The 24,139-nt window shown below is 45.5% G+C and carries 19 protein-coding genes; 2 read left to right on the forward strand and 17 right to left on the reverse strand.

The window, feature by feature from the left end:
- Positions 1–172: 172 nt before the first annotated feature.
- On the reverse strand, positions 173–523 hold the full coding sequence (locus ABEW32_RS25055; RefSeq protein ID WP_430192836.1) for a hypothetical protein: 351 nt from the start codon (positions 521–523) through the stop codon (positions 173–175).
- A gap of 14 nt (positions 524–537) precedes the next feature.
- A complete protein-coding gene (locus tag ABEW32_RS25060; protein ID WP_430192838.1) occupies positions 538–1,743 on the reverse strand; it encodes a WXG100 family type VII secretion target in 1,206 nt (401 codons plus the stop codon).
- 287 nt (positions 1,744–2,030) lie between these two features.
- On the opposite strand from ABEW32_RS25060, the gene ABEW32_RS25065 reads away from it, so the two are divergent.
- On the forward strand, positions 2,031–2,861 hold the full coding sequence (locus ABEW32_RS25065; protein WP_430192840.1) for a PPK2 family polyphosphate kinase: 831 nt from the start codon (positions 2,031–2,033) through the stop codon (positions 2,859–2,861).
- Between the two features lie 108 nt (positions 2,862–2,969).
- On the opposite strand, the gene crcB (ABEW32_RS25070) is transcribed toward ABEW32_RS25065, so the two are convergent.
- From crcB (ABEW32_RS25070) to ABEW32_RS25135, 14 genes are all read right to left on the reverse strand, one after another.
- Positions 2,970–3,335 carry a fluoride efflux transporter CrcB gene (gene crcB / locus ABEW32_RS25070; RefSeq protein WP_430192842.1) on the reverse strand — a complete coding sequence of 122 codons (366 nt, stop codon included), beginning with the start codon at positions 3,333–3,335 and terminating at the stop codon, positions 2,970–2,972.
- Entirely contained in the window at positions 3,332–3,733 is a 402-nt protein-coding gene (gene crcB / locus ABEW32_RS25075; protein WP_430192844.1) for a fluoride efflux transporter CrcB, read from the reverse strand. Before crcB (ABEW32_RS25075) ends, crcB (ABEW32_RS25070) begins: the two co-directional genes overlap by 4 nt.
- Before the next feature lie 85 nt (positions 3,734–3,818).
- Positions 3,819–5,129 carry a replication-associated recombination protein A gene (locus tag ABEW32_RS25080; RefSeq protein WP_430192846.1) on the reverse strand — a complete coding sequence of 437 codons (1,311 nt, stop codon included), beginning with the start codon at positions 5,127–5,129 and terminating at the stop codon, positions 3,819–3,821.
- Positions 5,130–5,407: 278 nt separating this feature from the next.
- The gene (locus ABEW32_RS25085; protein ID WP_430192848.1) at positions 5,408–7,549 is read right to left on the reverse strand and encodes a HelD family protein; all 2,142 of its coding nucleotides are present in this window, start codon (positions 7,547–7,549) and stop codon (positions 5,408–5,410) included.
- A gap of 238 nt (positions 7,550–7,787) precedes the next feature.
- Positions 7,788–9,602: an ABC transporter ATP-binding protein gene (locus ABEW32_RS25090; RefSeq protein ID WP_430192906.1), complete on the reverse strand. Its 1,815-nt coding sequence runs from the start codon at positions 9,600–9,602 to the stop codon at positions 7,788–7,790.
- Between the two features lie 98 nt (positions 9,603–9,700).
- Positions 9,701–10,999 (reverse strand): NCS2 family permease, encoded by a 1,299-nt coding sequence (locus tag ABEW32_RS25095; protein ID WP_430192850.1) that lies wholly within the window; start codon positions 10,997–10,999, stop codon positions 9,701–9,703.
- A 173-nt stretch (positions 11,000–11,172) separates the two neighbouring features.
- Positions 11,173–11,922 (reverse strand): tRNA threonylcarbamoyladenosine dehydratase, encoded by a 750-nt coding sequence (locus ABEW32_RS25100; protein ID WP_013372626.1) that lies wholly within the window; start codon positions 11,920–11,922, stop codon positions 11,173–11,175.
- A 158-nt stretch (positions 11,923–12,080) separates the two neighbouring features.
- Positions 12,081–13,859, reverse strand: a complete 1,779-nt coding sequence (gene aspS / locus ABEW32_RS25105) for an aspartate--tRNA ligase (protein ID WP_019688323.1) — start codon at positions 13,857–13,859, stop codon at positions 12,081–12,083.
- 86 nt (positions 13,860–13,945) lie between these two features.
- Positions 13,946–15,190: a histidine--tRNA ligase gene (hisS, locus tag ABEW32_RS25110; RefSeq protein WP_430192853.1), complete on the reverse strand. Its 1,245-nt coding sequence runs from the start codon at positions 15,188–15,190 to the stop codon at positions 13,946–13,948.
- 659 nt (positions 15,191–15,849) lie between these two features.
- Positions 15,850–16,320: a hypothetical protein gene (locus tag ABEW32_RS25115; RefSeq protein ID WP_430192855.1), complete on the reverse strand. Its 471-nt coding sequence runs from the start codon at positions 16,318–16,320 to the stop codon at positions 15,850–15,852.
- Between the two features lie 62 nt (positions 16,321–16,382).
- Positions 16,383–16,889, reverse strand: coding sequence for a type 1 glutamine amidotransferase domain-containing protein (locus tag ABEW32_RS25120; protein WP_430192856.1), 507 nt, complete (start codon positions 16,887–16,889; stop codon positions 16,383–16,385).
- 240 nt (positions 16,890–17,129) lie between these two features.
- A complete protein-coding gene (locus ABEW32_RS25125) occupies positions 17,130–17,291 on the reverse strand; it encodes a hypothetical protein (RefSeq protein ID WP_430192858.1) in 162 nt (53 codons plus the stop codon).
- A gap of 131 nt (positions 17,292–17,422) precedes the next feature.
- Positions 17,423–17,869: a D-aminoacyl-tRNA deacylase gene (dtd, locus tag ABEW32_RS25130; protein ID WP_013372633.1), complete on the reverse strand. Its 447-nt coding sequence runs from the start codon at positions 17,867–17,869 to the stop codon at positions 17,423–17,425.
- Between the two features lie 136 nt (positions 17,870–18,005).
- The gene (locus ABEW32_RS25135) at positions 18,006–20,183 is read right to left on the reverse strand and encodes a RelA/SpoT family protein (protein ID WP_430192860.1); all 2,178 of its coding nucleotides are present in this window, start codon (positions 20,181–20,183) and stop codon (positions 18,006–18,008) included.
- 269 nt (positions 20,184–20,452) lie between these two features.
- Between ABEW32_RS25135 and uraA the strand changes: the two genes are divergently transcribed.
- Positions 20,453–21,763, forward strand: a complete 1,311-nt coding sequence (gene uraA, locus ABEW32_RS25140; protein WP_430192862.1) for a uracil permease — start codon at positions 20,453–20,455, stop codon at positions 21,761–21,763.
- A 140-nt stretch (positions 21,764–21,903) separates the two neighbouring features.
- Here the strand turns inward: uraA and ABEW32_RS25145 are convergent, their stop codons facing one another.
- A complete protein-coding gene (locus tag ABEW32_RS25145; RefSeq protein WP_430192864.1) occupies positions 21,904–23,952 on the reverse strand; it encodes a methyl-accepting chemotaxis protein in 2,049 nt (682 codons plus the stop codon).
- Positions 23,953–24,139: the final 187 nt, after the last annotated feature.

Consider the following 24,139-nt stretch of genomic DNA (forward strand, 5'->3'; position numbering starts at 1 on the left):
AAAAAAGTCGTCTCTCCTGATTTGGGAGGGGCGACTTTTTTCTGTTACATGTTTTTAGCCATGTAGGGCTTCTTTAGATACAGCAAGCAGTATTTCTCTTATTTTGCGGTTTATTTTCCATTATCAAGTAGAACTCCTCATCCAAAAAAACTATGGACTTCTAAAATGAACACTAACTTATTCCCTCTGTAATTCTTTCAACTATTTCTTTATCAAAATCGTCGAGTTCAGACATTAACAGCTCGTACTGTTTTATAGATTCAGAAGTGTTCAATACTCGAAGTACGGCAATACTATAGTGTCCAAGCGTATCAATACCAAAAAGCTTATTTACCTTAGGGTCTCTGAACTGGCTAATATGTCTCAATTTTTCGATTATTTTCTCATTGCATAGTTTCTTTTTAGCGATCTGACTCATTGCATTCAACTGTACCTGATTATGCTGGATATCCAAACATTCCACCAATTGATCGTCGCCTATTTTTCCCTCTCGTATTTCTTTCGATAAAGTAAGTAGCTTCATTTTGTTATCTCCCATCAATCTAGTTTAACTGGCCCATAATTCTCTAAAAGATACTGCCGTTCATCCCTGTAATTATTCCAAAGCTGTTCTGCAAGGTCCTTATTTCCAATCCTCTCTGCTTCTTTTATCTCTACCATATAGGCTCTAAGTTCCATGATAATCCTATTTTTGAATTCATATGTTACATCCAAACTAGGAAAACCTTTAGCTTTATCATCAAGAAAATGTTGGTACTCATGCCGCAGTGCACTAATTGAAGCATCCTCATATATATTCAATTGCCCAGGCTTCCCTGATCCTTTGGGGGCATACGCCATAATGTCTCTATCTAGAATCCTAACTTCAACTCCGGCTCCTTGCGTATTCTTAATAATGGTACTCCACTCTTCTGGATGAGAAAGTCGTCCGGGACCATATATATCCCTAAATGGATCAGCATCATTCTTACCTAACATCGTATCAGATAAACGATTCGATGTCCCTTTAACTTCAATAGTAGCCCCAGATTTCACCTCATATTTTAATGACGAGCCCAATCCAATCTTAGGTTTAATTACTGAACTGACTCCCCCAAATATTCCCGCTGTACCGATCATGTTAGCCCAATGTTCCTTTGACCATGCATTTGTAGGAAACATTGCTTCTCTGATTGTTCCATGTACACCAAAAGTCCAGAAGTTTAAAAAATCATTCCCTGAATCAAACTGCTTGGATGCACGCTCTGCATATCCTTGATACAAACCTTTTGGAATTCCAAACGTCCAATAGTCTAAAAATCCACCTACAGAGTCATAGCGTTTTTCGTACCTGTCCTCCGCAGCAGCCATAAAATCCTCACCAAGCTCTACCAAACTATCTGCTGATTTTTCCAAAGCATTTCTAGTATCTGGAGTAGGGATAGCACATGAATTAGGTGGTGGTGGTAAGCAGCTTGAATCAATATTACCTGCTTCCCGCAAATCAGCTAACCTGAATTTATCGGCATGACGACGCAATTCTTTTGCAATAGAATCTGTCAGTGTAACAAAGTCATTCATATTCTTCTGAGATGTTTGGAAACTATAATAGAACTGCTCTTTTGTCACTCCATCCCAGAATCGTTCCATAGATGAAATTTGTTGTATTAAATTGATATTCATTTGGGTCACTTTTTGCTGTGCAAGTTCGAATTGCTTGGAGATAGTCATAAGCTGCTCAGGTGTTACTTTAATAGTTGTCATATTATACCTCTGTTGAAAGTTCGTCAGGACATAATAACACTCTTCAAATTTATGGAGAACCATCTTAATTCCTAATTGTTATAAGAAAGATTCACCTTATTACCTATGCCTAAAGACTTAAAACTTAACTTATTAATTGTTGAACCTGAAGAAAATTTCGTGACCAGAGGCATCATCAGTAGAAAAATCGCTAATAAAGACTATACATGAGAAATTTTTGATAACGTTCCGATTTGGGTATATGATGTAGACAGATCGTTACTTCAATTGAAAAGGAGCGTGCCTTTATGTCTGATTCATTAGGAATGCTGACACCAGGTAAGAAAGTTTCTTTGAAAGAATGGGACCCCAAGGATACGAAGAATATTAAAAATAAAGAAGAAATCCGACAGGAAACAGAACAATTGAAGGAACGCTTTGCCGAATTACAAAGTAAATTATTTACAGAGAAAAAACAAGCCGTTTTGTTTGTATTCCAGGGTATGGATTGCAGCGGAAAAGATGGAGTGATCAAGCAGGTGTTTTCCAATCTTAACCCCGCAGGGGTCACTGTACACAGCTTCAAATCACCTACGACTGAGGAATTAAGCCATGATTTCTTGTGGCGTGCTCATACTGTTACCCCAGGACGGGGATATATTGCAGCGTTCAACCGTTCTTATTATGAGGATGTGCTGATTACACGAGTTCACGGACAGGTATCCGATAAGCAGGCCAAACAAAATATAAAGCATATCAAGCATTTTGAACAGTTGTTGCTGGATAGTGGTGTAAAGGTGGTTAAAATCTTTTTACATATTTCAAAGCAATTTCAGTTGGAAAAGCTGATTGATCGGATTGAGAAGCCACGCAAAAACTGGAAGCTTGATCCGAGTGATTTGCAGGAACGGAAATTTTGGAAGCAATATACCCAATACTATGAGGAGGTACTAGAGCTAAGTGCAACCAAGCAAGCACCTTGGTATGTTGTTCCTTCAGACAATCGTTGGTACAGAGATTATACTGTACTGCGGATAGCGGTCCAAACGCTAGAGGAAATGAAGCTGTCTGACCCTGATCCACGACCTGAACTCAAAGCCCTTTTACCTGAATTATACAAAGAACGAGATAAAAAATAGTTAAATAAGCACAGCACTAAGCTTCCGCCCTCCTATTCATGGCTGATAACGCCTTGAGTAAGGGAGTGGAAGCTTTTATTGTGTGCTTACCTGTCATTATGAAAATACTTACAAGGTATAACTGACCCTGTACCCGATAGCTGCAGCAATAACTCCTACTATTACAGAAGATAATATATACATAGTCATACGTCGGTACTTTTTATGTTCCATCAGTTGAAGAGATTCATAGCCGAATGTGGAAAAGGTGGTGTAGCCGCCACAAAAACCTGTTCCGAGCAGCATCCAGAGTGCAGGAGACAGATGGTGCTGTGTAAACTCGCCATACAGCCACCCTAACAGTAATGAACCGCTGATATTAATGATCCACGTCCCCCACGGAAATAACGTACCCAACCTTTTTCCGGCCCACATGCCAAGCCTGTATCTCGCTATGGTACCTACCATCCCACCTGCTGCCGCCCACCAAATCATAAATGTTCCTCCTTAGGGGCAACCTGCGTCATTTTTGTGCCTAAATGGATACCTGCCCACGTCAAAAACAAGCCTCCGCCTACACTCAGCAGCAGGTACAACACAGCCGTCAGCATGCGATCGTGAACCGTGAGGCGTACAGCATCCACCGTAAAGGTGGAAAAGGTAGTAAATCCCCCTGTAAAGCCTGTTCCGATGGCAAGTCGCCAGCGGGGGTTGATCCGCCATGATCGCAAGGTCACCGTAAAAAACCAGCCGAGAAACAGGCAGCCGAGCCAATTCATTAACAGCACGCCAAATGGAAAGTCTGCCCCAGCCGCAGGCAATAATAATTGTATACTGTAGCGAGCAGAGGTTCCGAGTGCTCCACCTGCTGCGACGAATAGTACGTCTTTCATTTCTTTTATTCCCTTCTTCGCTCTTGCAAGATCATAGTGCACTATGACAATATCGTACACTTCGTATATTAAAGTCACACATATATTAAGACTGCGACTCCCGCCAACGCTGATTTTGCCTGATTTTAGACTCATTTCCCTGCTCAGTGGCCTGGTAAAAGGTCTGGTCTGCTATCGAATCGGGCAAGTATTGCTGTCTCACATAGTGATTCGGAAAATTATGCGGATATTGATAGCCAACATGGCCGAGTTTTTCCGAGCCTTTGTAATGTGCATCGCGCAGATGCAGCGGCACCTCAGCCGATTTTATATCGTCCATGGCCGACATGGCCCGTGAAATCGCCGTGTATACGGCATTCGACTTGGGACTTTCCACGGCGAACAAAATGGCCTGTGCAATGTTCAGTTTGGCCTCAGGCCAGCCGTTATTGCGGTAGGCTTCAAGCGCACTGACCGCTTGCACCATCGCCTGCGGATTCGCCAGGCCAATGTCCTCACTGCTCGCTGCAATGAGGCGGCGAATAAAGGTCATCGGGTCCATGCCGAGCTTCTCTACGGCATACAGGAACCAGAACAGCGCCGCGTCGCTGGAACCGCGAATGCTTTTGTGAAAGGCAGACAGCACGTCATATTGTGTGGACTCGTCTGCCTTGACAATCGGGCGGCGGATGGATTCCTCTGCCACTTCCAGTGTCACATGAATCGTGCCGTCTGCCAGCGGAGGTGTCGTGAGCGCCGCCAGCTCCAGCGCGTTCAATGCACGGCGGATATCGCCGTTCGCCATGGACGCGATGTGGTCCAGTGCAGCTTCGTCTACCTGAAGCTGCATATAGCCGAGCCCCTTGTCCGCATCGCTCAAGGCGCGGCGCATAGCAGCCAGCGAATGCTCACGGGTTAGCGCTTCAAGCTGAAACAACGTAGAACGGCTCATTAAAGCGCCGTTAACGTAGTGAAAGGGGTTTTCCGTCGTGGCGCCGATAAACACGATCGTTCCCTTTTCCACCGCAGGCAGCAATGCATCCTGACGCGAACTGTTAAAACGATGGACCTCGTCAAGAAACAGAATGGTTTTTTTGCCATACATCGATTTATTCGTCTGTGCACGGTCAATGACTTCCCTTACATCCTTCACAGAGGCTTCTACTGCATTTAGACGCACAAAATCACCTTGCGTATGTTGAGAAATGATATGTGCCAGGGTCGTTTTACCGCATCCCGGTGGTCCGTACAGCAATATAGAAGAAACCTGATCTGCCTCTATAGCTCTTCGCAGCAGCTTACCCGGACCCACAACATGCTCCTGTCCAATATATTCATCCAGCGAAGTCGGACGCAGGCGATCTGCAAGCAAGCGATTGTTTGGCGATGACTCCTGGGAATATGAAAATAAATCCATTTCATTCACTTCCTTATGATTTATGAACGAACACTTGCTTTTTCATTGAAAACATGTCCGCCCATACAGTTAAAAGACATGATAATTCAATCCATCTACTGCATTTAAATGATTATAAACCGCTTCTTATTCTACCATATCGGTTAACAGGTTGCAGATAGCCTGGTCACGGTATAATTGTAGCCTTTCATGTGATTCAACTAAAAAAGAAAGAACAGCCTCGGACGAAAAATGAATTTCGTGGCTGTTCTTGGGTCGGTATGCATACAGCGTTCTATTTACTCCGTTTGCGCCTGTACGTAACTTGGAAGTGGGCCGTCATGCAATAGCCATAGCTCATGCAGTGCACGCGTACATCCTACATACAACAGCTTGGCATCCCATGTCCGTTCTCCATAATGATCCTGGTCAGCATCGGCCACAATCACTGCATCGAACTCCAAACCTTTGGACAGGTATACAGGCAGTACAGACAAGCCGCCTTCATATTGCTTTTTACCACCGTCAATCAAATGGACATCCAACCCCGCACTGGTAAAAACCTCATGCAGCTCTGCAGCTTCTTTTAAGGTACGTGTCAGTACAGAAACAGTACGATACTCCTTGGAGGAAAGCTCTTTTAGGGCGGTGAGCAAATTTTGCCCACGCATTGACGAGTCGTAAGACACGGTACGCACCGGATCACCGCTACGAAACACCGGAACCGCTGTAATACCGCCACGTACTCCCTGCTCCAAAATAGTATTTGCAAATTCTATAATTTCCAAAGTTGATCTATAACTCCGTGTAAGTGCAAAATACCCCGTGTGTTCAGGCGCAAAAAGAGAACTCATTTCCTCCCATGCATGTACACCGCGATACTCATGAATGCCCTGCGATAAATCGCCCAGTATTGTAAAGGAATGCCCTTTTACGAACAAATCCAGGAGGGCGATATGAAATGGTGAAAAATCCTGCGCTTCATCAATGACCACATGGTCAAAACGTTGAGATGATTCTACCTCATGAATCAGCACGTGAAGATACACCAACGCAGTCAGATCCTCTTCACGGATGATCTGATTTCGCAGGTCTGACTGTGTGGCCTTAAAGATGGCAGCCGACAATGAAGCCTTCATTTCCGCAGCGGTCTCGGCAGGTAATCCTTTAGCTGCCTGAAAAAGCTGTTTATAAAGCGTCAGCGCGTCATATTGGGGCCACTTTTTGGCATATGCCTTTTCCCGAGATCCGGCTTTTTTCTTCCGTTCCTTGAGCGCAGCCGCAGAAGGTGACTTTTTCAATTCCATTTCAATCCAGCGATGGACTCTTGCCAGCACACGTTCCTTCCGTTTTGCGAGCGGATAGGGCTTATACTCCTCATTGAACCAATTCAAGATCTCAGTACGCGGTAACACCGCCCCATCCCATGGTGAAAAGTCGCCCTCAGGCACCGAGATAGGCTCCAGTCGTTCCACAAAATCCTGAAGCAGCTTCATAAAATGAACCGACCCCTTAAACCTACCCGGCGCTTCATCCATAGATTCCGTTCTCAAGTTGCCACTTTCAAACCAATAAGATAACGTTTCGGCAGGATCTGCCAGAGGTAAATCCAGCCCCAGCAAACCCAACGCCCAATCTGCAAATGTACTTTGCTGTATATTTCCGACCCCCAGCTCTGGAAGTACATCTGAAATATAATCGAGAAACATATGGTTTGGTGCGAAAATAACCATTTTATCTGCCGACACCTGATCTTTGTATTGGTACAGCAAAAATGCAAGCCGATGCAGCGCTACGGTTGTCTTGCCACTGCCCGCTACCCCCTGAATAACGAGGGCTGTATTTTTAGCCGCGCGGATGATCTGATCCTGCTCCGCTTGAATGGTAGATACGATATCCCGCAAACGGTTATCCTTGTTCTCTCCCAAACGATAAACGAGAAATTCATCGGAAACGGCAGGCTCGTCACTTTCACGATTGTACGTATCGGCGACCCGTTCCAGGATTCTTTTCCGAATAACAACGTTGCGCTTCAGATACACCAAGCCCTCGACAGTTCCCTCAGGAGCTTCGTAGGACGCCGTTTCCTGACCACCTGTAAACGAATAAAACAAGCTGGCAATCGGTGCACGCCAATCAATCACCAGCGGATACGCTGACGTTTCTTCACGCTCCACCCCGATCTTACCGATATAAAGTGGCTTGCGCTGCCCTCTACCGCGCTCGTCAAAATCCATACGCCCAAAATAAGGCTCCTGCGAGCTTTTGGCCAAAGCCTGGCGTTTCTCTTCCCGTGCGGATTCCAGTACTTGCTCCGTAAAGTCATGCCCAGTGTACACTGGCGTATTGCGTAGCCGTTCCAATCTCCGATCAATTTCCTCCATAGCAAGCGACAGCCTGTGCTGTTCTTCTTGATAGGCACTTTGAAACTTATTCTCCATTTCAGTTACCTCCTAAGAATATCAAGTCTCGATTTCTGCATCTTATCACGTGCCCCGACACAAAAAAAGGAAAGTAAGCGTAACACATTTGACCATAAAAATCCAACCTTATTTCCTAATACGTCCATTTCCCTGCCCTTTTACAAAAGTATGGAGCTTTTCGGCACCAGTGGAGCGGGTGATTTTGAATCCGAAGAAGCTGAGCAATCGGCGGATCAAATCACACGCATAATGGCCTCTAAAGCTCCACCTTATCTCCCATCTCCACAAACTGCTTTTGAGCCAGCTCACGGTACACCTGATGATTCTCTAATAACTCGGTATGGGTTCCTGCACCCGTTACATTTCCCTTGTCCAGCACGATAATTTGATCGGAATGGACCACCGTAGACAATCGGTGTGCAATGACAATTGTCGTACGCCCTTCCATCAAGTTCGCTAGTGCCTTCTGCACCTCATGCTCGGACGAGCTGTCCAGGCTAGAGGTAGCCTCATCCAACATGAGGATGTCAGGACTGCGAAGAAGCGCACGCGAAATGGCGATCCGTTGCCGCTGACCACCAGACAGCTTCATTCCCCGCTCTCCCACCTCCGTATCATAGCCTTGAGGTAAATCCATAATAAATGCGTCGGCATACGCCATCATGGCAGCTCGTCTCACTTCTTCCAAATCAGCTTCGCGCCCTAAGCCATACGTAATATTATCCCTGACCGTTCCGGTCATCATTGAGCTTTCCTGTGATACATAACCAATTTTGGAGCGCCAGGAGGACAGTGTATATGATGATATCGGTTCGTCTCCATAACGAATTTCCCCTGTATCTGGTACATAAAAGCGCTCCAACAATGAAAATAAGGTAGACTTCCCACTTCCGCTCGGCCCCACGAATGCTGTCGTCTGGTTAGCCGGTATTACCAGGTTTGCCTGATGAAGCACCTCTTCCCCTTCGGTATACGAAAAAGCAACGTCACGAAACACAATATCTCTGCTCTCTTGTGCCGCTTCCTGCTTCAGCTCTAGCGGTTCCTCTTCATGGTCTAAAATAGTCTGAATCCGTTCAGTGGCACCAACTACTTTTTGCAAACGTGAATATAGGGTCGTGAATTGGGCCATCGGTGTAATTACCTGAAACAGTAGCAAAATAAAGGCTACCAAATCACCCGCAGTCAGTACACCTGACGCTACACGAACACCGCCAACACCCAATATAATAACCAGCACAGCAGTCAGCAAAAAGGTAGAGATGGGACCTACCAGGGCCAAAATACGTGACTCCTGCAATCCAAAGCGGAACATACGGAAAATGCGATCCTCCCCAGCCTGTGCCTCTCTGCTTTCCGTTCCATAGGCCTTAACCAGCCTGATTTCGCCGATAACCTGACTCAGCACTGAGGTCAGATCTGCCATCTCATCCTGCTGTTTTTTGGAGATACGGTACATTTTTCTGCCTACCGGAAATAAAATCAGGGCTGTTAGCGGAACAATGGTCAGAATAATGAGCGTCATCACCCAATCCAAATAAAATAACAACGCAATACCACCAATAATCGCAATCACATTAGAGATCAGATTCACAAGATATTCGGTAATTAAGTTCATAATCAGACTTGTGTCATTAGTGACGCGGCTCATCGTATCTCCTGATCGATTCCGGTCAAAGTATGGAATGGGTAGAGATAAAATTTTATGCCATAAGCGTTTGCGCAAATTAGCCACTATTTTATGTCCGGCGTAGTTCAACATATAAATCGAAACTGCCGAAGCCACTGCTTGGAGTACAAAAGCGCCAATCAGACCGATAATGACCATACGGTTTAGGGAAGAAAAGGTCAAGCCATCAATCAACCCTTTGGTCATCATCGGTACGATTAAACCAGCAATCGTCTGAATTAATGTCAGAATCAGGGCGATGGTCAGAATGGCCTTGGGCGGATGCGCACTCACAATCAATTTGATAAACCGACCCATGCCAGCCTTATCCGGTCTTTTACTCGACTTTTTCTTCATCCAGTCCTCCTGATCATCTTGCTGCACATGATGTTCTTTTTCCATTAAACCATCAACCTCGCTTCCTGTCTGACCATTCTTGTTCAAACAACAACACCCGCGCTCTGCGCGGGTATGAACAGTACAACCTATCTTCGAGTTTACTACACCAGAGAATGAAGCACAAAATTAGCCACAAACAGTATAGAAATGATATATAACGCGACAGGCACTTCCTTGCCTCGTCCAGCTGCCAGCTTGGCTACGGGGTATGCAATAAAACCAAATGCCATCCCATCTACAATACTGTAAGTAAAGGGCATCATGACCATGATCAGAAACGCAGGGAACGATTCGGTAAAATCACTGAAGTCCATCTCTCTTACGTTTTGTACCATCAAGCCTCCGATAATGATTAATACAGGCGCAATGGCACTGTCAGGAATATAAGCCAACAACGGTATAAAGAAAAATGTCGCACCGAATAAAATTGCTGTTACCAGCGGTGTCATCCCTGAACGTCCTCCTGCGGCAATACCAGCCGTCGACTCCGCAGCGGCTACTGCGGGACTGCTACCTAAAATACCGGCAAAAATATTGGTCACCGCCAACACACGCAAGCTATTCTTAAAAGCATCCGGTCTTCCAATCATGTTGGTCTGTGCAGTAATCATTCCAACATTCTCAAACAACACAATCAGTAACAGCAAAAAAACAGCGATCCAGAAGGCTACTGAGGCGATACCTGAAAAGGAAAGCTCCCCAAACAATTGCCCATACTGTCGCACCGTTTCAGAGGTTCGTACCGTGCTTGTTGGTTCTACAGCTCCCAGTACGTATGCAAGCCCAGTTCCTGCCAAAATGCTGATGAGCAAACCGCCCTGAACGTTACGCACAAATAATACAATTGCGAGCAGCAACGTTACACAGGCCGTAATTACCTTGGGATCATTAAAATGACCAATAGCCACAAAAGTCGTTTGATGTGCAATCACGATCCCGCTTTTTTGCAGACCGATAAAGGTTAAAAATAGACCAATACCTACGGTAATTCCATGTTGCAAATTGTGGGGAATCGCCTGGCTTATCAGCTTGTACAATGATGTAAATGCCACAATGGCGAAAATCAATCCTGTGACGGCAACCACCATCAACGCTTCCTGCCAGCTCAGCTTCATGGAATGTACGAGCGTGTAGGTAAAAAAGGCATTAATCCCCATTCCTGGTACAACGACCATGGGGGACTTTCCGCCAAAAGCCATCAGTAGACAGCCGATCATCGATGTCAGCAACGTCCCGAGCATTGCCCCTTGTAGAGGAATCCCGGCATCTGCCAAAATAGTTGCATTAACCATAATAATATATACAACGGAAAAATAAGAAATGGCACCCGCGGCCAATTCCTTTTTCCAGTGATGCTCGGGCTTGAAACCGAGACTTCTGGACCATAGCCCATCCTTCATACCAAAACCCTCCAGCAAGTTGTTCAATCTGTTTGCAGTAAGCGCGTTTTTTCCAAACAAAAAGAGCTGTAGCCTACTGTGACACCAAGTGAAGTGATGCACAGAACTACAGGTCTTAAAGTGAATACCTACTACTGTAATCTATAAATGTACTGTCATGCTACTTTTCCAGCTTACACACCAGCGCGCTCTAACAAATCCTTCACGGCCACACTCACCATGATCAAGCCTGCTACCGGAGGTACAAAAGCATTGCTTGCAGGCGGTTGCTTTGCCTTCCGGATTTCAGGTGCGTTGGCAGGTACAATTTTCTTGGTGATTTCTTCGCGCGGCTTCATTGGCTCCTCATCAGAGAATACAACCTTGACGCCTTTGGTAATGCCTTCCTTGCGCAGCTTGGTGCGGATGACACGGGCAATCGGGTCCATTCTGGTCTTGGAAATATCGGCAACTTGAAAACGGCTTGGGTCCATTTTATTCGCAGCACCCATACTGGAGATCATCGGAATTCCCCGTTTCAAGCATTCTTTAATCAAATGAACTTTGTAAATAATCGTATCCGAAGCATCCAGCACATAATCCAGATCGTACTTGAATAGCTCCTCATATGTTTCTTCTGTATAGAACATGTTCAGTGCAATTGCTTCACATTCAGGATTAATCAGCTTCACACGCTCAACCATCAGATCAGCCTTTTTTTGACCTACTGTTGTCGTCAGCGCATGAATTTGACGATTAATATTGGTAATATCTACGACATCCTTATCAATCAAAATAATGCGTCCAACACCCGTCCGCGCCAGCGCTTCCACTGCAATCGAACCGACACCACCGATACCCAATACAGCTACCGTGCTATTTTTCATAACCTCCAGACCTTCCGTCCCGATGGCCAGTTCCGTGCGTGAAAATTGATGCAGCATATGGTAATCCTCCCTCACTGGTTTAAACTCTAAGCTGGAACTCCAGCATACAAACCACGAACCCATTATCCATAAAAGGGTAACGGGTTCACGGCATTCTGTAATCTATTTACATGCCAACAGATGGCAGCTTGCATTTGCAAAATCCAACGCTTGTTTTAAGCTTTAGGTGCAACAGGCTTTGGAGCAAGACGAATATGGAGCTGATCCAATTGAGCTTGATCCACTTCGGCTGGTGCATCCATAAGCAGGTCTGTCGCGCTGGCTGTTTTCGGGAAAGCAATCGTTTCACGCAGATTTGTACGACCTGCAAGCAGCATGACAAGACGGTCAAAACCGAAGGCAATACCACCATGTGGAGGCGTACCATATTCAAATGCATCCAGCAAGTAACCGAATTTATCCTTCACTTCTTCAGGCGGCAGGTTGAGCGCTTTGAACATTTTCTCCTGAACTTCACGTTTGAAAATACGCATCGAGCCGCCACCCACTTCGTAGCCATTCAGCACGATGTCGTAGGCCTGAGCACGAACTTGACCTGGATCTGTGTCCAAGAGGGCCAAATCTTCTTCCTTCGGACGAGTGAACGGATGGTGCTCCGCAACATAACGTTTTTGTTCTTCGTCATAGCCCAGAAGCGGGAAGTCAACAACCCAGGCAAATTTGAATTTGTTATCGTCGATGAGCCCCAAATGACGGCCAATTTTCAGACGAAGCGCGCCCAAAACATCAGCAACTACTTTTTTATTATCCGCAGAGAACAGCAACAAGTCGCCTTCTTCGGCTCCCGTACGCTCTTTCAAGGCTTCGATTTCTTCCGGTGTAAAGAATTTAACGATCGGCCCCTTGAATTCGCCTTCTTTCACTTGAATCCAAGCCAAGCCCTTTGCTCCGTAGCGTGCTGCAAAAGGACCCAGGTCATCAATGTCCTTACGACTCCACGTGCCACATCCTTTGGCATTAAGAACTTTAACTTCGCCACCCTTTTCAATTACGGAAGCAAATACTTTTACCCCACTGGTTGCCACGATATCATTAACATTTATCAACTCAAGACCAAAACGCAGGTCAGGCTTGTCAGAACCATACTTGTCCATTGCCTCTGCATGTGTAATCCGTTGGAATGGGGTTTCCAGCTCTACCCCAACTGTTTCTTTGAACAATTTCACCATTAGACGCTCCATCATAGGCAGCAGGTCATCTTGTTGCATGAAGGAAGTCTCAATGTCGATCTGCGTAAATTCAGGCTGGCGGTCAGCACGCAAATCTTCATCACGGAAACAACGTGCCACTTGGTAGTAGCGCTCCAGGCCACCCACCATCAGCAATTGCTTGTACAATTGTGGTGATTGCGGCAAGGCAAAAAATTCGCCTTCATGCACTCGGCTAGGAACCAGATAGTCACGTGCACCCTCAGGGGAGCTTTTCGTCAAAATCGGTGTTTCCACTTCAATGAAATCTTCACCGTCCAGGAAGTCGCGGAATACTTTTGCTGCTTTGGAACGCAATTTCAATGTCTGATGCATTTCCGGACGACGCAGGTCCAGATAACGGTATTTCAAACGCAGTGACTCGTCTACTTCTACGCCGTCTTCAATGAAGAACGGAGGTGTTTTGGATGCATTCAATACTTCGATTTCAGTGACACGCACTTCAATTTCACCTGTAGGCAGGTTCGTATTGATCGTTTCTGCATCACGTTTGACAACAGTCCCAGTAACCTCAAGCACATATTCGCTACGAACGCGGTCTGCAATTTGCAGTGCTTCACCGGAATAAGCCGGATTAAACACGATTTGTACAATTCCACTACGGTCACGCAGGTCTATAAAAAGTACGCCCCCCAAATCACGACGGGTCTGTACCCAACCGTTCAATGTAACTGTTTCTCCGATATGCGCATGAGTCAATGCGCCGCATTGATGACTCCTTTTCATAATACACACTCCTGTTTATGTTTAGTAGTTAATGCTATATGACAGCCAGAGGGAAGCTCCCCCTGACTGATGTTACATCATGTTGTTTAGCCTAATTCTTCCACCAGTTGATCCAGCTTAACAGTACGTTGCTCACCGGTTTCCATGTTTTTCAGTGCAATTTCACCTTTAACCAGCTCATCGTCACCCAGAATCGCCGTATATCTTGCTTTAAAGCGATCTGCCGATTTCATCTGAGCTTTCATTTTACGCCCCAGATAATCTCGCTCTGCGGAAAAACCAGCTTGACGCAGCTTGAACAGCTGTTTGGTCACTTCCCTTTCTGCCGCCTCACCCAAAGCCACCATATAGATATCCAGCGACTTGGCTTCGTTCAGTTTGACACCCTGATGCTCCAAAATCAGCTGAATTCGCTCCAACCCAATGCCAAAACCAATCCCTGGCTGATCCGGTCCGCCCAGATCTCCAACCAATCCGTTGTAGCGACCGCCTCCACCAATCGTGTCAATAGCACCAATGCCTTCGGCTTTGAACTCGAATGCTGTCAGCGTATAATAATCCAGTCCTCGTACCAAGCGCGGGTTCACTGTATATTCCACGCCCATCGCATCCAAGTTTTGCTTCACTTTCTCAAAGTGGGTGCTGGATTCCTCATCCAAACTATCCAAAATCGAAGGTGCCCCGCTAAATTTGTCCTGATCATCTTTGCTATCCAGCACACGCAGCGGATTACGCTCGATGCGCGCTTGGCTCTCCTTGGTCAACGTATCCTTAATGGGCATCAGGAAGTCCACCAAATGCTGCCGATAAGCAGCACGACTGGCAGCATTACCAACGGAGTTAATTTCTACCTGTACCCCTTTCAGGCCCAGCTCACGACAGAACTGATACCCGAAAGCAATAACTTCTGCATCCAGCGCCGGGTCCATCGCCCCGAATGCTTCAATGCCAAATTGGTGAAACTGGCGCTGACGCCCAGCTTGTGGACGCTCATACCGGAACATCGGGCCAATGTAGTACAGCTTAGTTACATCCGGTTCCCCATATAATTTGTTCTCCACATAAGAGCGGACAACCCCTGCGGTTCCTTCTGGACGCAACGTCATGCTCCGTTTGCCTTTATCCTCAAAAGTGTACATTTCCTTTTCCACCACATCGGTCGTTTCACCCACACCCCGAACGAACAAATTAGTTTGTTCAAACATCGGTGTACGAATCTCACGATAATTAAAGCGGCGGCTAATTTCGCGGGCTTTTTCCTCGACCACTTGCCATTTTTCTACACTGCCTGGCAGCAAATCCTGTGTTCCCGTCGGTTTTTGAAAGGCCATTTACGTATCCCCCCGTCATTGTATTTCTTATAAAAACAAAAAATCCCTCGCCCTGTTATCATTAACAGGGACGAGGGATTGTCGTTTACAAATCACCCGTGGTACCACCCACATTCCGGAGTTTACCAGACCACTAGCATACAAATGACTCAGTGTCCGTCAGCATTACACTGACTCCGCTCATACGTATAACGCCCGTAACGCGCAGTACGGCTATTATGCAGGTGTGAATCTGCTGCTTGGCATATGCCGTGCATTACTCAGCAGATATTCCTCATTGTTCGCCGCCTGTTCTCGGGGAGGTCATTCGTCCGCTCATCAAGGGAATTTTTACAGCCTGGAAATTCCTCTCTGCGCTTGTTGGGTTCGGAGTACTTGGTCCCGTCATCAAATCATTTTTCATTATTTTATGATTTTAATGAACTGCTTCGACAAAGTCAAGATATTCCCCCTAGAATCAGACAAATAAGTCTTATAAAAAGAAAATAACCTGCGGAAACGGTCCGCAGGTCTAAAAGATATATCAAAAGGGGGTCATGCTGTTATTATAAACAACGAATATTAAGGAATGATGTTTCGAATATTACAATTGTATTACAGCCACTTTAGTGTGCCTATTTCCCTCAAATATCAACAATCTTGTGGCACTAGCTCCGTTTTTAATCCAGCTGCGCTACATAAGCACGATTGGAACGGAGCTTATAAATGATCTCATCATAATCGGCATCATTCACCTTGGCGGACAATACATATCGTAATTCATCATGATCGCCATTAATATACACATCTGTCGCACGGAGCAAACCGCCGTCATAATTCGTGGTGCCGTTCCGATCCTCATTCAGATCCCTTTGGGCTGTGCCAGAGTTAATCTCGTCATTCTTCGCATCGGGTAAAATATTCTCGCCATAAGCCCCTGCGGCTGGAATTACCGCACCCGCAGAACCTCCTGTGCTCACAGAGCCAGAATTGTTATAAGGGACCAACGGAATTAAAACTCTCGTCTCCCGACCGAGCGCCTCATCCAGAGCGCCTACTTCCAAATGTTCGGTTCTATAAGCTTGAAGCGAAGCTCTGGCACCCTCAGCTTCATCTTCTGTGCGAAAATAAGCCTGAATTTGTTTAGCCATATCAAATCCTCCTCGTTTGGGAATTGTACTGGCATAAATCTACGGAAGCATTCACCGTCAAATTACAGTGCCTTTAACAGCTCACGTACAAAGGCAGGCTCGTCCTTAGGAGTCCGAGACGTAATAAAGTTACTGTCCACGACCGCCTCACGATCCTCAAAATGAGCACCCGCATTAATTAAGTCATCCTTCAATGGTGGATAAGCTGTAATCGTCCGACCTTGTAACAAATCGGCACTCGCCAAAATTTGCGGTCCGTGGCAGATCGCACCAATCGTTTTTTTGGACTCATTAATTTCAGTTACAAATTTCAGAATATTTGCATCCAATCGTAAATTTTCCGGAGATGATCCACCAGGAATAACAACTGCATCGTAGTCACTTGATTTCACATCGGCAATGGCTTTTTCAATGGTGTAGCTTACTTTGCCTTGCTTACCGTTCACTTTTTCACCTTGTTTTAATCCAATAATATCAGCCTCATGCCCAGCCTTTTTCAGTTCTTCATAGGGAACTTTCATTTCGGAATCCTCAAATTGGTCAGCCAACAAGAATGCAATTTTACTCATTATCGTTCAGATCTCCTTTCCGGTTATCTCAGAGTGAGCTTAAAGTTAGGTTTGCTTGCCTACCACGCTTTGTTATTACCCGCTTGATCTGTGTTTATAACAATTCCAAGCAGTGAAAAAGAAAAAGGAGCCCATTGGCTCCTCCCTAATTTTACTGCTACATATTTTGTTTTTGACCTCATTATAACTACACAAGGCAACACGTTGTTAAAGCTGCATTTAACCAGTGGATTCCTGTTGTTACCTACGCGGCAGGGCACCGCGTCCTGGCTTGTCCACAGCTGTAGCAACATGCTGTAACAGCGCGTCGGTATTACGGGTAAGGCTGATTGCCTCCCGCATACTACCAGGATAAAGCAGCACGGCGCTTCGATATCCGTCCATTTTTGGGGTCTGACGCATAGCTTCGTCTCTCCTGTCACCCTTAAGGCTTTCCAGATGGCTAGTCACCGATCAGGATGACATTATGGTCCCTCTATATGGTTATTTTATTCTCCTCTGTTCCGTGCTCAGAACATGTCCAGAATGTAGGCCTATGAACGTTCGCTATCCAAAATCAACGTTACTGGGCCCCAGTTGGTTAATGAAACATCCATCATAGCTCCAAAGATTCCCGTCTCGACCTCAAGGCCCTTGGCTCGAAGCTGGCTATTGAAAAAATCATATAGCTTTTCCGCTTCCTCAGGCTTGGCTGCTCCCATAAAGTTGGGCCTTCTCCCTTTACGGCAGTCACCATATAACGTAAATTGTGAGACAGACAAAATGGCCCCACCGACATCCAGAACACTGTCGTTCATTTTGCCTTCAGCATCTTCAAATATACGCAATCCCGCTGTTTTATCCGCCAAATAAACGGCATCGGCTGCCGTATCTCCCTGACCAATACCAACCAGCAGCATTAATCCGGTTCCGATCTTGCCGACCACCTTTTGATTCACCGTTACCTGAGCGTCTTTACAGCGCTGAATAATAATCTTCATCGCCTATTCGCTGCTCCTTTACTTTTCCCCTTAAAAGGTGCCCACAGCCGTATCACGGCTCTTTTAACCCCTCCGAGTCTCGTGTACCCGAGAAGCGTTACAAAGGCTATATAAACCTACGTGTACACTTAACAAGTTATTGCATAATCCGGTGCACGGTGTATACATCCTTCACTCGCTTGATTCGTTCGACAACAGAATGCAAATGATCCGTGTTACGAATGAGAATTGTAATGTGAATCATTGCCATTTTATTTTTATCCGTACGACCTGTCACGGCTGAGAAGCTGGTTTTGTTCTCAGAAATGGCTTGAAGCACCTCGTTTAGCAAACCATTGCGGTCATGCCCTGTAATCTCAATATCAACGCTATAATTGACCTCGGCTGCTTCTTCCCACTCTACTTCAATCACACGCGCCTGATCTTCGCCCACACCCGAAGGAATATTCGGGCAATCGGTACGGTGAACAGACACGCCGCGCCCACGTGTTACGTAGCCGATGATGTCGTCACCTGGTACGGGATTACAACATCGTGCAAAGCGAACGAGCAAATTGTCGACGCCTCTGACGCTGACACCGTTGGTCGGTGCCTTTTTCCGTTCAGCCTGTGGTTTGTACTCCTTGACCTCGGTCGTCAATTCGATCAGCCGAGCCTCTTCTTGCTCCTTGCGCAGCTTCTCTGTCAGACGTGTACAGACCTGCGCTGCAGTTATACCGCCAAAGCCAATTGCAGACAGCATGTCTTCAGAGTCATTAAAAGAGAACTTTTGTGCCACTTCCTGAAGTTTATCCTCACTCATCCAGACCGATGGCTCAATATCACGCTTTCTTAGCTCACGTTCCAGACTTTCGCGTCCTTTTTCGACATTTTCCTCACGCTTTTCTTTCTTGAACCACTGCTTGATTTTACTGCGCGCGTGAGAGGACTGAGCAATTTTAAGCCAGTCCTGACTAGGTCCATAAGAATGCTTGGAGGTCATAATTTCCACAATATCGCCGGTTTTCAGCCGATAATCCAAAGGTACGATTCTTCCATTTACCTTAGAGCCAATCGTTCGATTTCCAACTTCGGTATGGATACGGAAAGCAAAGTCCAACGGAACCGATCCCGCCGGCAACTCAATGACCTCTCCCTTAGGAGTAAAGACAAACACAAGGTCAGAGAAAAAGTCCATTTTGAGTGATTCCACAAATTCCGACGCATCCTTCGCCTCGTTTTGCAGCTCCAGAATTTCTCGAAAAAAGGTGATTTTGTCCTCAAAATTCGTGTTATTCGCTCCGTTGTTTTCTTTATAAGCCCAATGGGCGGCAATCCCGAATTCAGCGGTGCGATGCATATCTACTGTGCGAATCTGTACTTCTGTAGGCTCTCCATTGGGCCCCACTACGGTCGTATGGAGAGACTGATACATGTTAGCCTTAGGCATGGCGATATAGTCCTTAAACCGCCCCGGCATTGGTTTCCACAACGTATGGATAATCCCCAATGTGGCATAACAGTCTTTAATGTTATCCACAATAATTCGAATCGCCAGCAAATCGTATATTTCATTGAATTGCTTGTTTTTCGTCGTCATCTTTTTAAACACACTATAAATATGTTTAGGGCGTCCAGACAAATCAGCCTGAATGCCCATCTCTTCCAGCTTCTCTCTGATACGCTGTATGACATTATCAATAAATTGCTCACGCTCTGCCCGCTTCTTATGCATCAAATTAGCAATGCGATAATACTGCTGCGGATTCAGATAGCGTAAAGCAATGTCTTCCATTTCCCATTTAATCGCAGAAATACCCAATCGGTTAGCAACTGGACAGAAAATCTCCAATGTTTCGTAAGCGATTCGACGCTGGCTTTCTTCCGATTGATATTTCAGGGTACGCATGTTGTGCAGACGATCTGCCAACTTAATGACGATGACACGAATGTCCTGCGCCATCGCAATAAACATTTTGCGATAATTTTCGTTCTGCTGTTCTTCCTTGGATCGGAACTGGATACGCTCCAGCTTCGTCAGCCCATCGACAAGCATCGCACAGGTATCGCCAAAATGCTCGCGAATCTGCGCCAAAGACACCGTCGTATCCTCCACAACGTCATGTAAAAGAGCGGCGATAATGGAGATGGTATCCATCTGCATATTAACGACGATATCAGCAACCGCAAGCGGATGCAGAATATAAGGTTCACCGGACTTACGAGTCTGGCCGGAATGGGCCTGCTCGGCAAAATCATAGGCGTCCCTGATGCGGATAAGATCTGCTTCTCTGGTATAGGCCCCGGCCTTTTTAAGTAATTGCTCTATCCCCATTCTGCTCTATTCCGTGTCCTTTCTATGCAAAATGGAACCCGCCGATCAATGTCGCGCAAAGGTTCCCTTTTAAAAGTGATTTCCTACAATTATGACGCTTAGCACGCCACACGTCAACTATTACAGGTTTGGCACTGTCGCATTATTTTGTCACACATGGATAAGTAAAATCACGATTGTTGACGAAATGAAACGAATTATATTGAAAAAATTACGAAAAGTAATTAATGTATATAAGAATAATTGAAAGAACTAAGGAGTGAAATGCGTTGCAACGCGAAATTCAAGTTAATGAAAAGCTTCCAGCAGGACCTGGGTTCCTGCTCAGCGTACAGCATTTGTTTGCCATGTTTGGCAGCACCGTGCTGGTGCCAAATATTTTCGGCGTCGATCCCGGCATGATTTTGCTCATGAACGGTATTGGGACATTGTTGTACATATGGATCTGTCGTGGCAAAATCCCTGCCTATCTCGGCTCCAGCTTCGCTTTTATCGCTCCCGTCAGTCTTGTGCTTAAAAGTAACCCTGGCAGTAATGGCTATGCAATGGCCCTGGGTGCTTTCATCGTTACAGGTATTATTTTCTGTCTCGTCGCACTGGTAATCAAATATGCTGGAACTCGTTGGCTGGATGTCGTTTTTCCACCGGCTGTCATGGGCTCAATCGTAGCCTTAATTGGTCTGGAACTGGTTCCCGTTGCTGCAGGCATGGCAGGCATTATTAATGCCGATCCTACTAAAGCCTGGACACCAGATCCCAAGACGATCACCCTTTCCCTTGTTACGCTCGGTGTTACTGTTCTGGGTGCGGTGTTGTTTCGCGGATTTGCCAAAATCATTCATATTCTAATCGGTATCGTGGTAGGCTATGTGCTTGCTTATTTCATGGGTATGGTCAATACGCAGGCAATTGCGGATGCTCCTTTGTTCGCCCATCCCGCAATTGCCACTCCTACCTTTAATGCCTCGGCTATGCTGACGATCCTTCCTGTTGCTCTGGTCGTCATTGTAGAGCATATTGGTCACTTGCTTGTGACGAGCAACATCGTTGGGCGTGAGCTGTCCAAGGATCCTGGTCTCCACCGCTCTCTGCTGGGAAACGGGATCTCTACCATCATTTCCGGTTTTGTAGGTTCTACACCAAATACAACTTACGGTGAGAATATCGGTGTCATGGCCTTAACGAAAGTGTACTCTGTATGGGTTATTGGCGGAGCGGCCGTTATTGCCATCCTATTGTCCTTCTCAGGTACGTTCTCAGCGATTGTTTCCAATATTCCGTCTCCTGTTATGGGTGGTGTATCCTTGCTATTATTCGGTGTAATCGCTGCCTCTGGTCTTAGAATTTTCGTTGAGCAAAAGGTTGATTTCGCCAAGCCAACCAACATGCTGCTTGCTACCATCGTGCTTGTTGTCGGAATTAGCGGTACTACGCTCACTTGGGGTGCTGTCACATTGAAAGGTATGGCATTGGCTACAATCATCGGTATTATCCTGAGTTTGTTCTTCAAGCTGATAGATGTGCTCGGCTGGGCGAACGATAAAACGCAGGAACCCTTAACTGAAAAAACTCCAGATTAATATCTGTTTTTCAACTTAAACGACGCTTCATGTAAGTCATGGATCAGTACGCTCAGGCTGTGTAAACAAGCGTGAAAGTATCCTTCTTACATGGAACGGCGTCTTTTTATACACGGCTTTTTTATTTTTTTAAAAAGATATCACACACGAAAACGGGATACGACCTGATTAAGGGTATCAGAAACACCTGTAAGTGACTTGGCAGAGCTATCCAGACCTTTCAGGTCCTTTAGCTGCCGTTCGGATCGTTCCGAGGCTTGGCCTGTACGTTCAGCTGAAGCTTTCGCAATGTCTGCAAGATAACCAATGGAGGCTGCAACTTCCTCTGAGCCTGCCGACATTTCTTCAGAGGCAGATGAAACCTCCTGCACTTCTATCGCCACCTGCTGAATATCTTGATTCATCGCAATAAAACGTTCTTCCACCTCACGTAAAATAGATACGCCTTCATCCATCTCCAGAACCCCCTGCTGCATTCCTTCCAAAGCGAATTTGGTTTCTTCCTGCATGGATCGGATTCGACTTGTAATTTGCTCCGCAGACTCGCTTACATTTACGGCCAGCTTTCCGATTTCTGAAGCCACTACAGCGAACCCTCGTCCATGCTCCCCAGCACGTGCGGCTTCAATTGAAGCATTCAGCGACAGCAATTTGGTCTGCCCACTAATATCCTGAATCATTCCAATAATGCTGCCAATTTGAGCGGACCGCTCATTTAACGAGCTTACTACCCTGCCTGCCTCATCCATAGACATTTTCGCTTTATGCATTCCTTGGCTGACTACGTTCAACCGTTCATTTCCTTGTTGTGCCTTATGTTCAATCTCAGTGGTAGCCTCGGATACATGCTGTATAGATTCAGCAATACGCTGAATGCCAACAGCCATTTCTTCCATCGCAGTCGCACTTTCTGCTGCTGCGGCCAACTGAAGCTCTGCCCCTTCCTTTACCTGCGCCAGTTCTCCTGCATTATGGTGCGCATCTTTAGTCGCCCCGGAAATCTCCTGAGATATTTTTAAAGATACACCTGAGATTACACCTGACTCTTCGCTCAAGCGTGATGCCATTCCTCTGGTTGCAACAATCACTTTATTGATCCCATCAGCCATTTGGCCAAACTCATCTTTACGATGATGTGGTAATTCAACGGTATAATCACCAAGTGCCATACGATTGGTCATCTGCCTAATTTTTTCAATCTCTTTGATCATGCCTGAATTGTTAATCAATACCGCTCCTATAATTATTAAAATACCTATAACACTAACAATCAGCAGAAGTTTAAGCATTTCATGCGCTGAGCGATTCAAATCCGATTCTGGCAGTAATACACCGATTTTCCATCCGGTTTGTGGGAGTGTTTCGTACATTATCCGGTAATCCTCATTATCAATGGGTACGGATAGTTGTCCAGACATACCACTTTGAATAGATTGTGCTGCTTCCGCATTCATCGTGTTTATTAACGGCTCGCCTGCTTTTAAGGACTGAAGACCGGATGACAGAATGGCTCCATTCTTATCCACTAAGATCGCACTACCTTGAGTACCAAACTTCATTTTTTCAATATACGTCTGGATACTCGTCATGTTTAGGTCGCCTGTAATGACACCTAATAGTTTCCCCTCCCTGTCGTAAAATGCTTTCCCTGCCGTAATCATATTGATGTTCAGCTTGCTATCGTAAAAAGGCTCTGTGAAATTTATATTTTTACCACGTTCCACGGCTTCTGTATACCAAGGCTGCGTTAAATAGTCATATTGCGAATCGTCATATTCAGCCGATTGCTTGACTATCTCACCATCTCTATGCACATATATTGAACGGTAAGTCACTCCCGGATCATACGCACCTTTAGCAAAATAAATGCCCAACCCGTATGACATATCATTTAATGCCAGCTCTTGCTCAAAAAAACGTCCATAACTTTCAATGTTCATCCCTGCCCCCAGTTGTTCCGCACTCTTAGTCAGCATCGAAACAAGCAAAGCATGACGATCTACGTTAGCTGCAATATCTGCTTGAGCCCTCGACAAGGAATGAGCAGCATTTTGGCTTATTTCCGTATCCAGCTTCTGTTTGGCAAAAAAATAAGACAAAAAGTTGATTAAAATTAGCGTTATAAGTACTAACGGAACCAAGGTAGAAAGTGTCCGTGCTTGTAAACTCTTAAATTGAAATATACCCAATGTATATCCACCTCTGTTTCTTTTTACAATTTTATCGACATTTATTTTATTTTTTTATAACTATTTCCCAATAAAACCCGTGGTAATTTGTTACAATGAGAAAATCCAATTTAATTACAATCAAAAAATAGTCCGATGGAGCAACTCTTTAGATAAAGAGATGTTCCATCGGACTATTTAGGCAATC

The sequence above is a fragment of the Paenibacillus jamilae genome, assembly GCF_050482105.1.
GTDB lineage: Bacteria > Bacillota > Bacilli > Paenibacillales > Paenibacillaceae > Paenibacillus > Paenibacillus jamilae_B.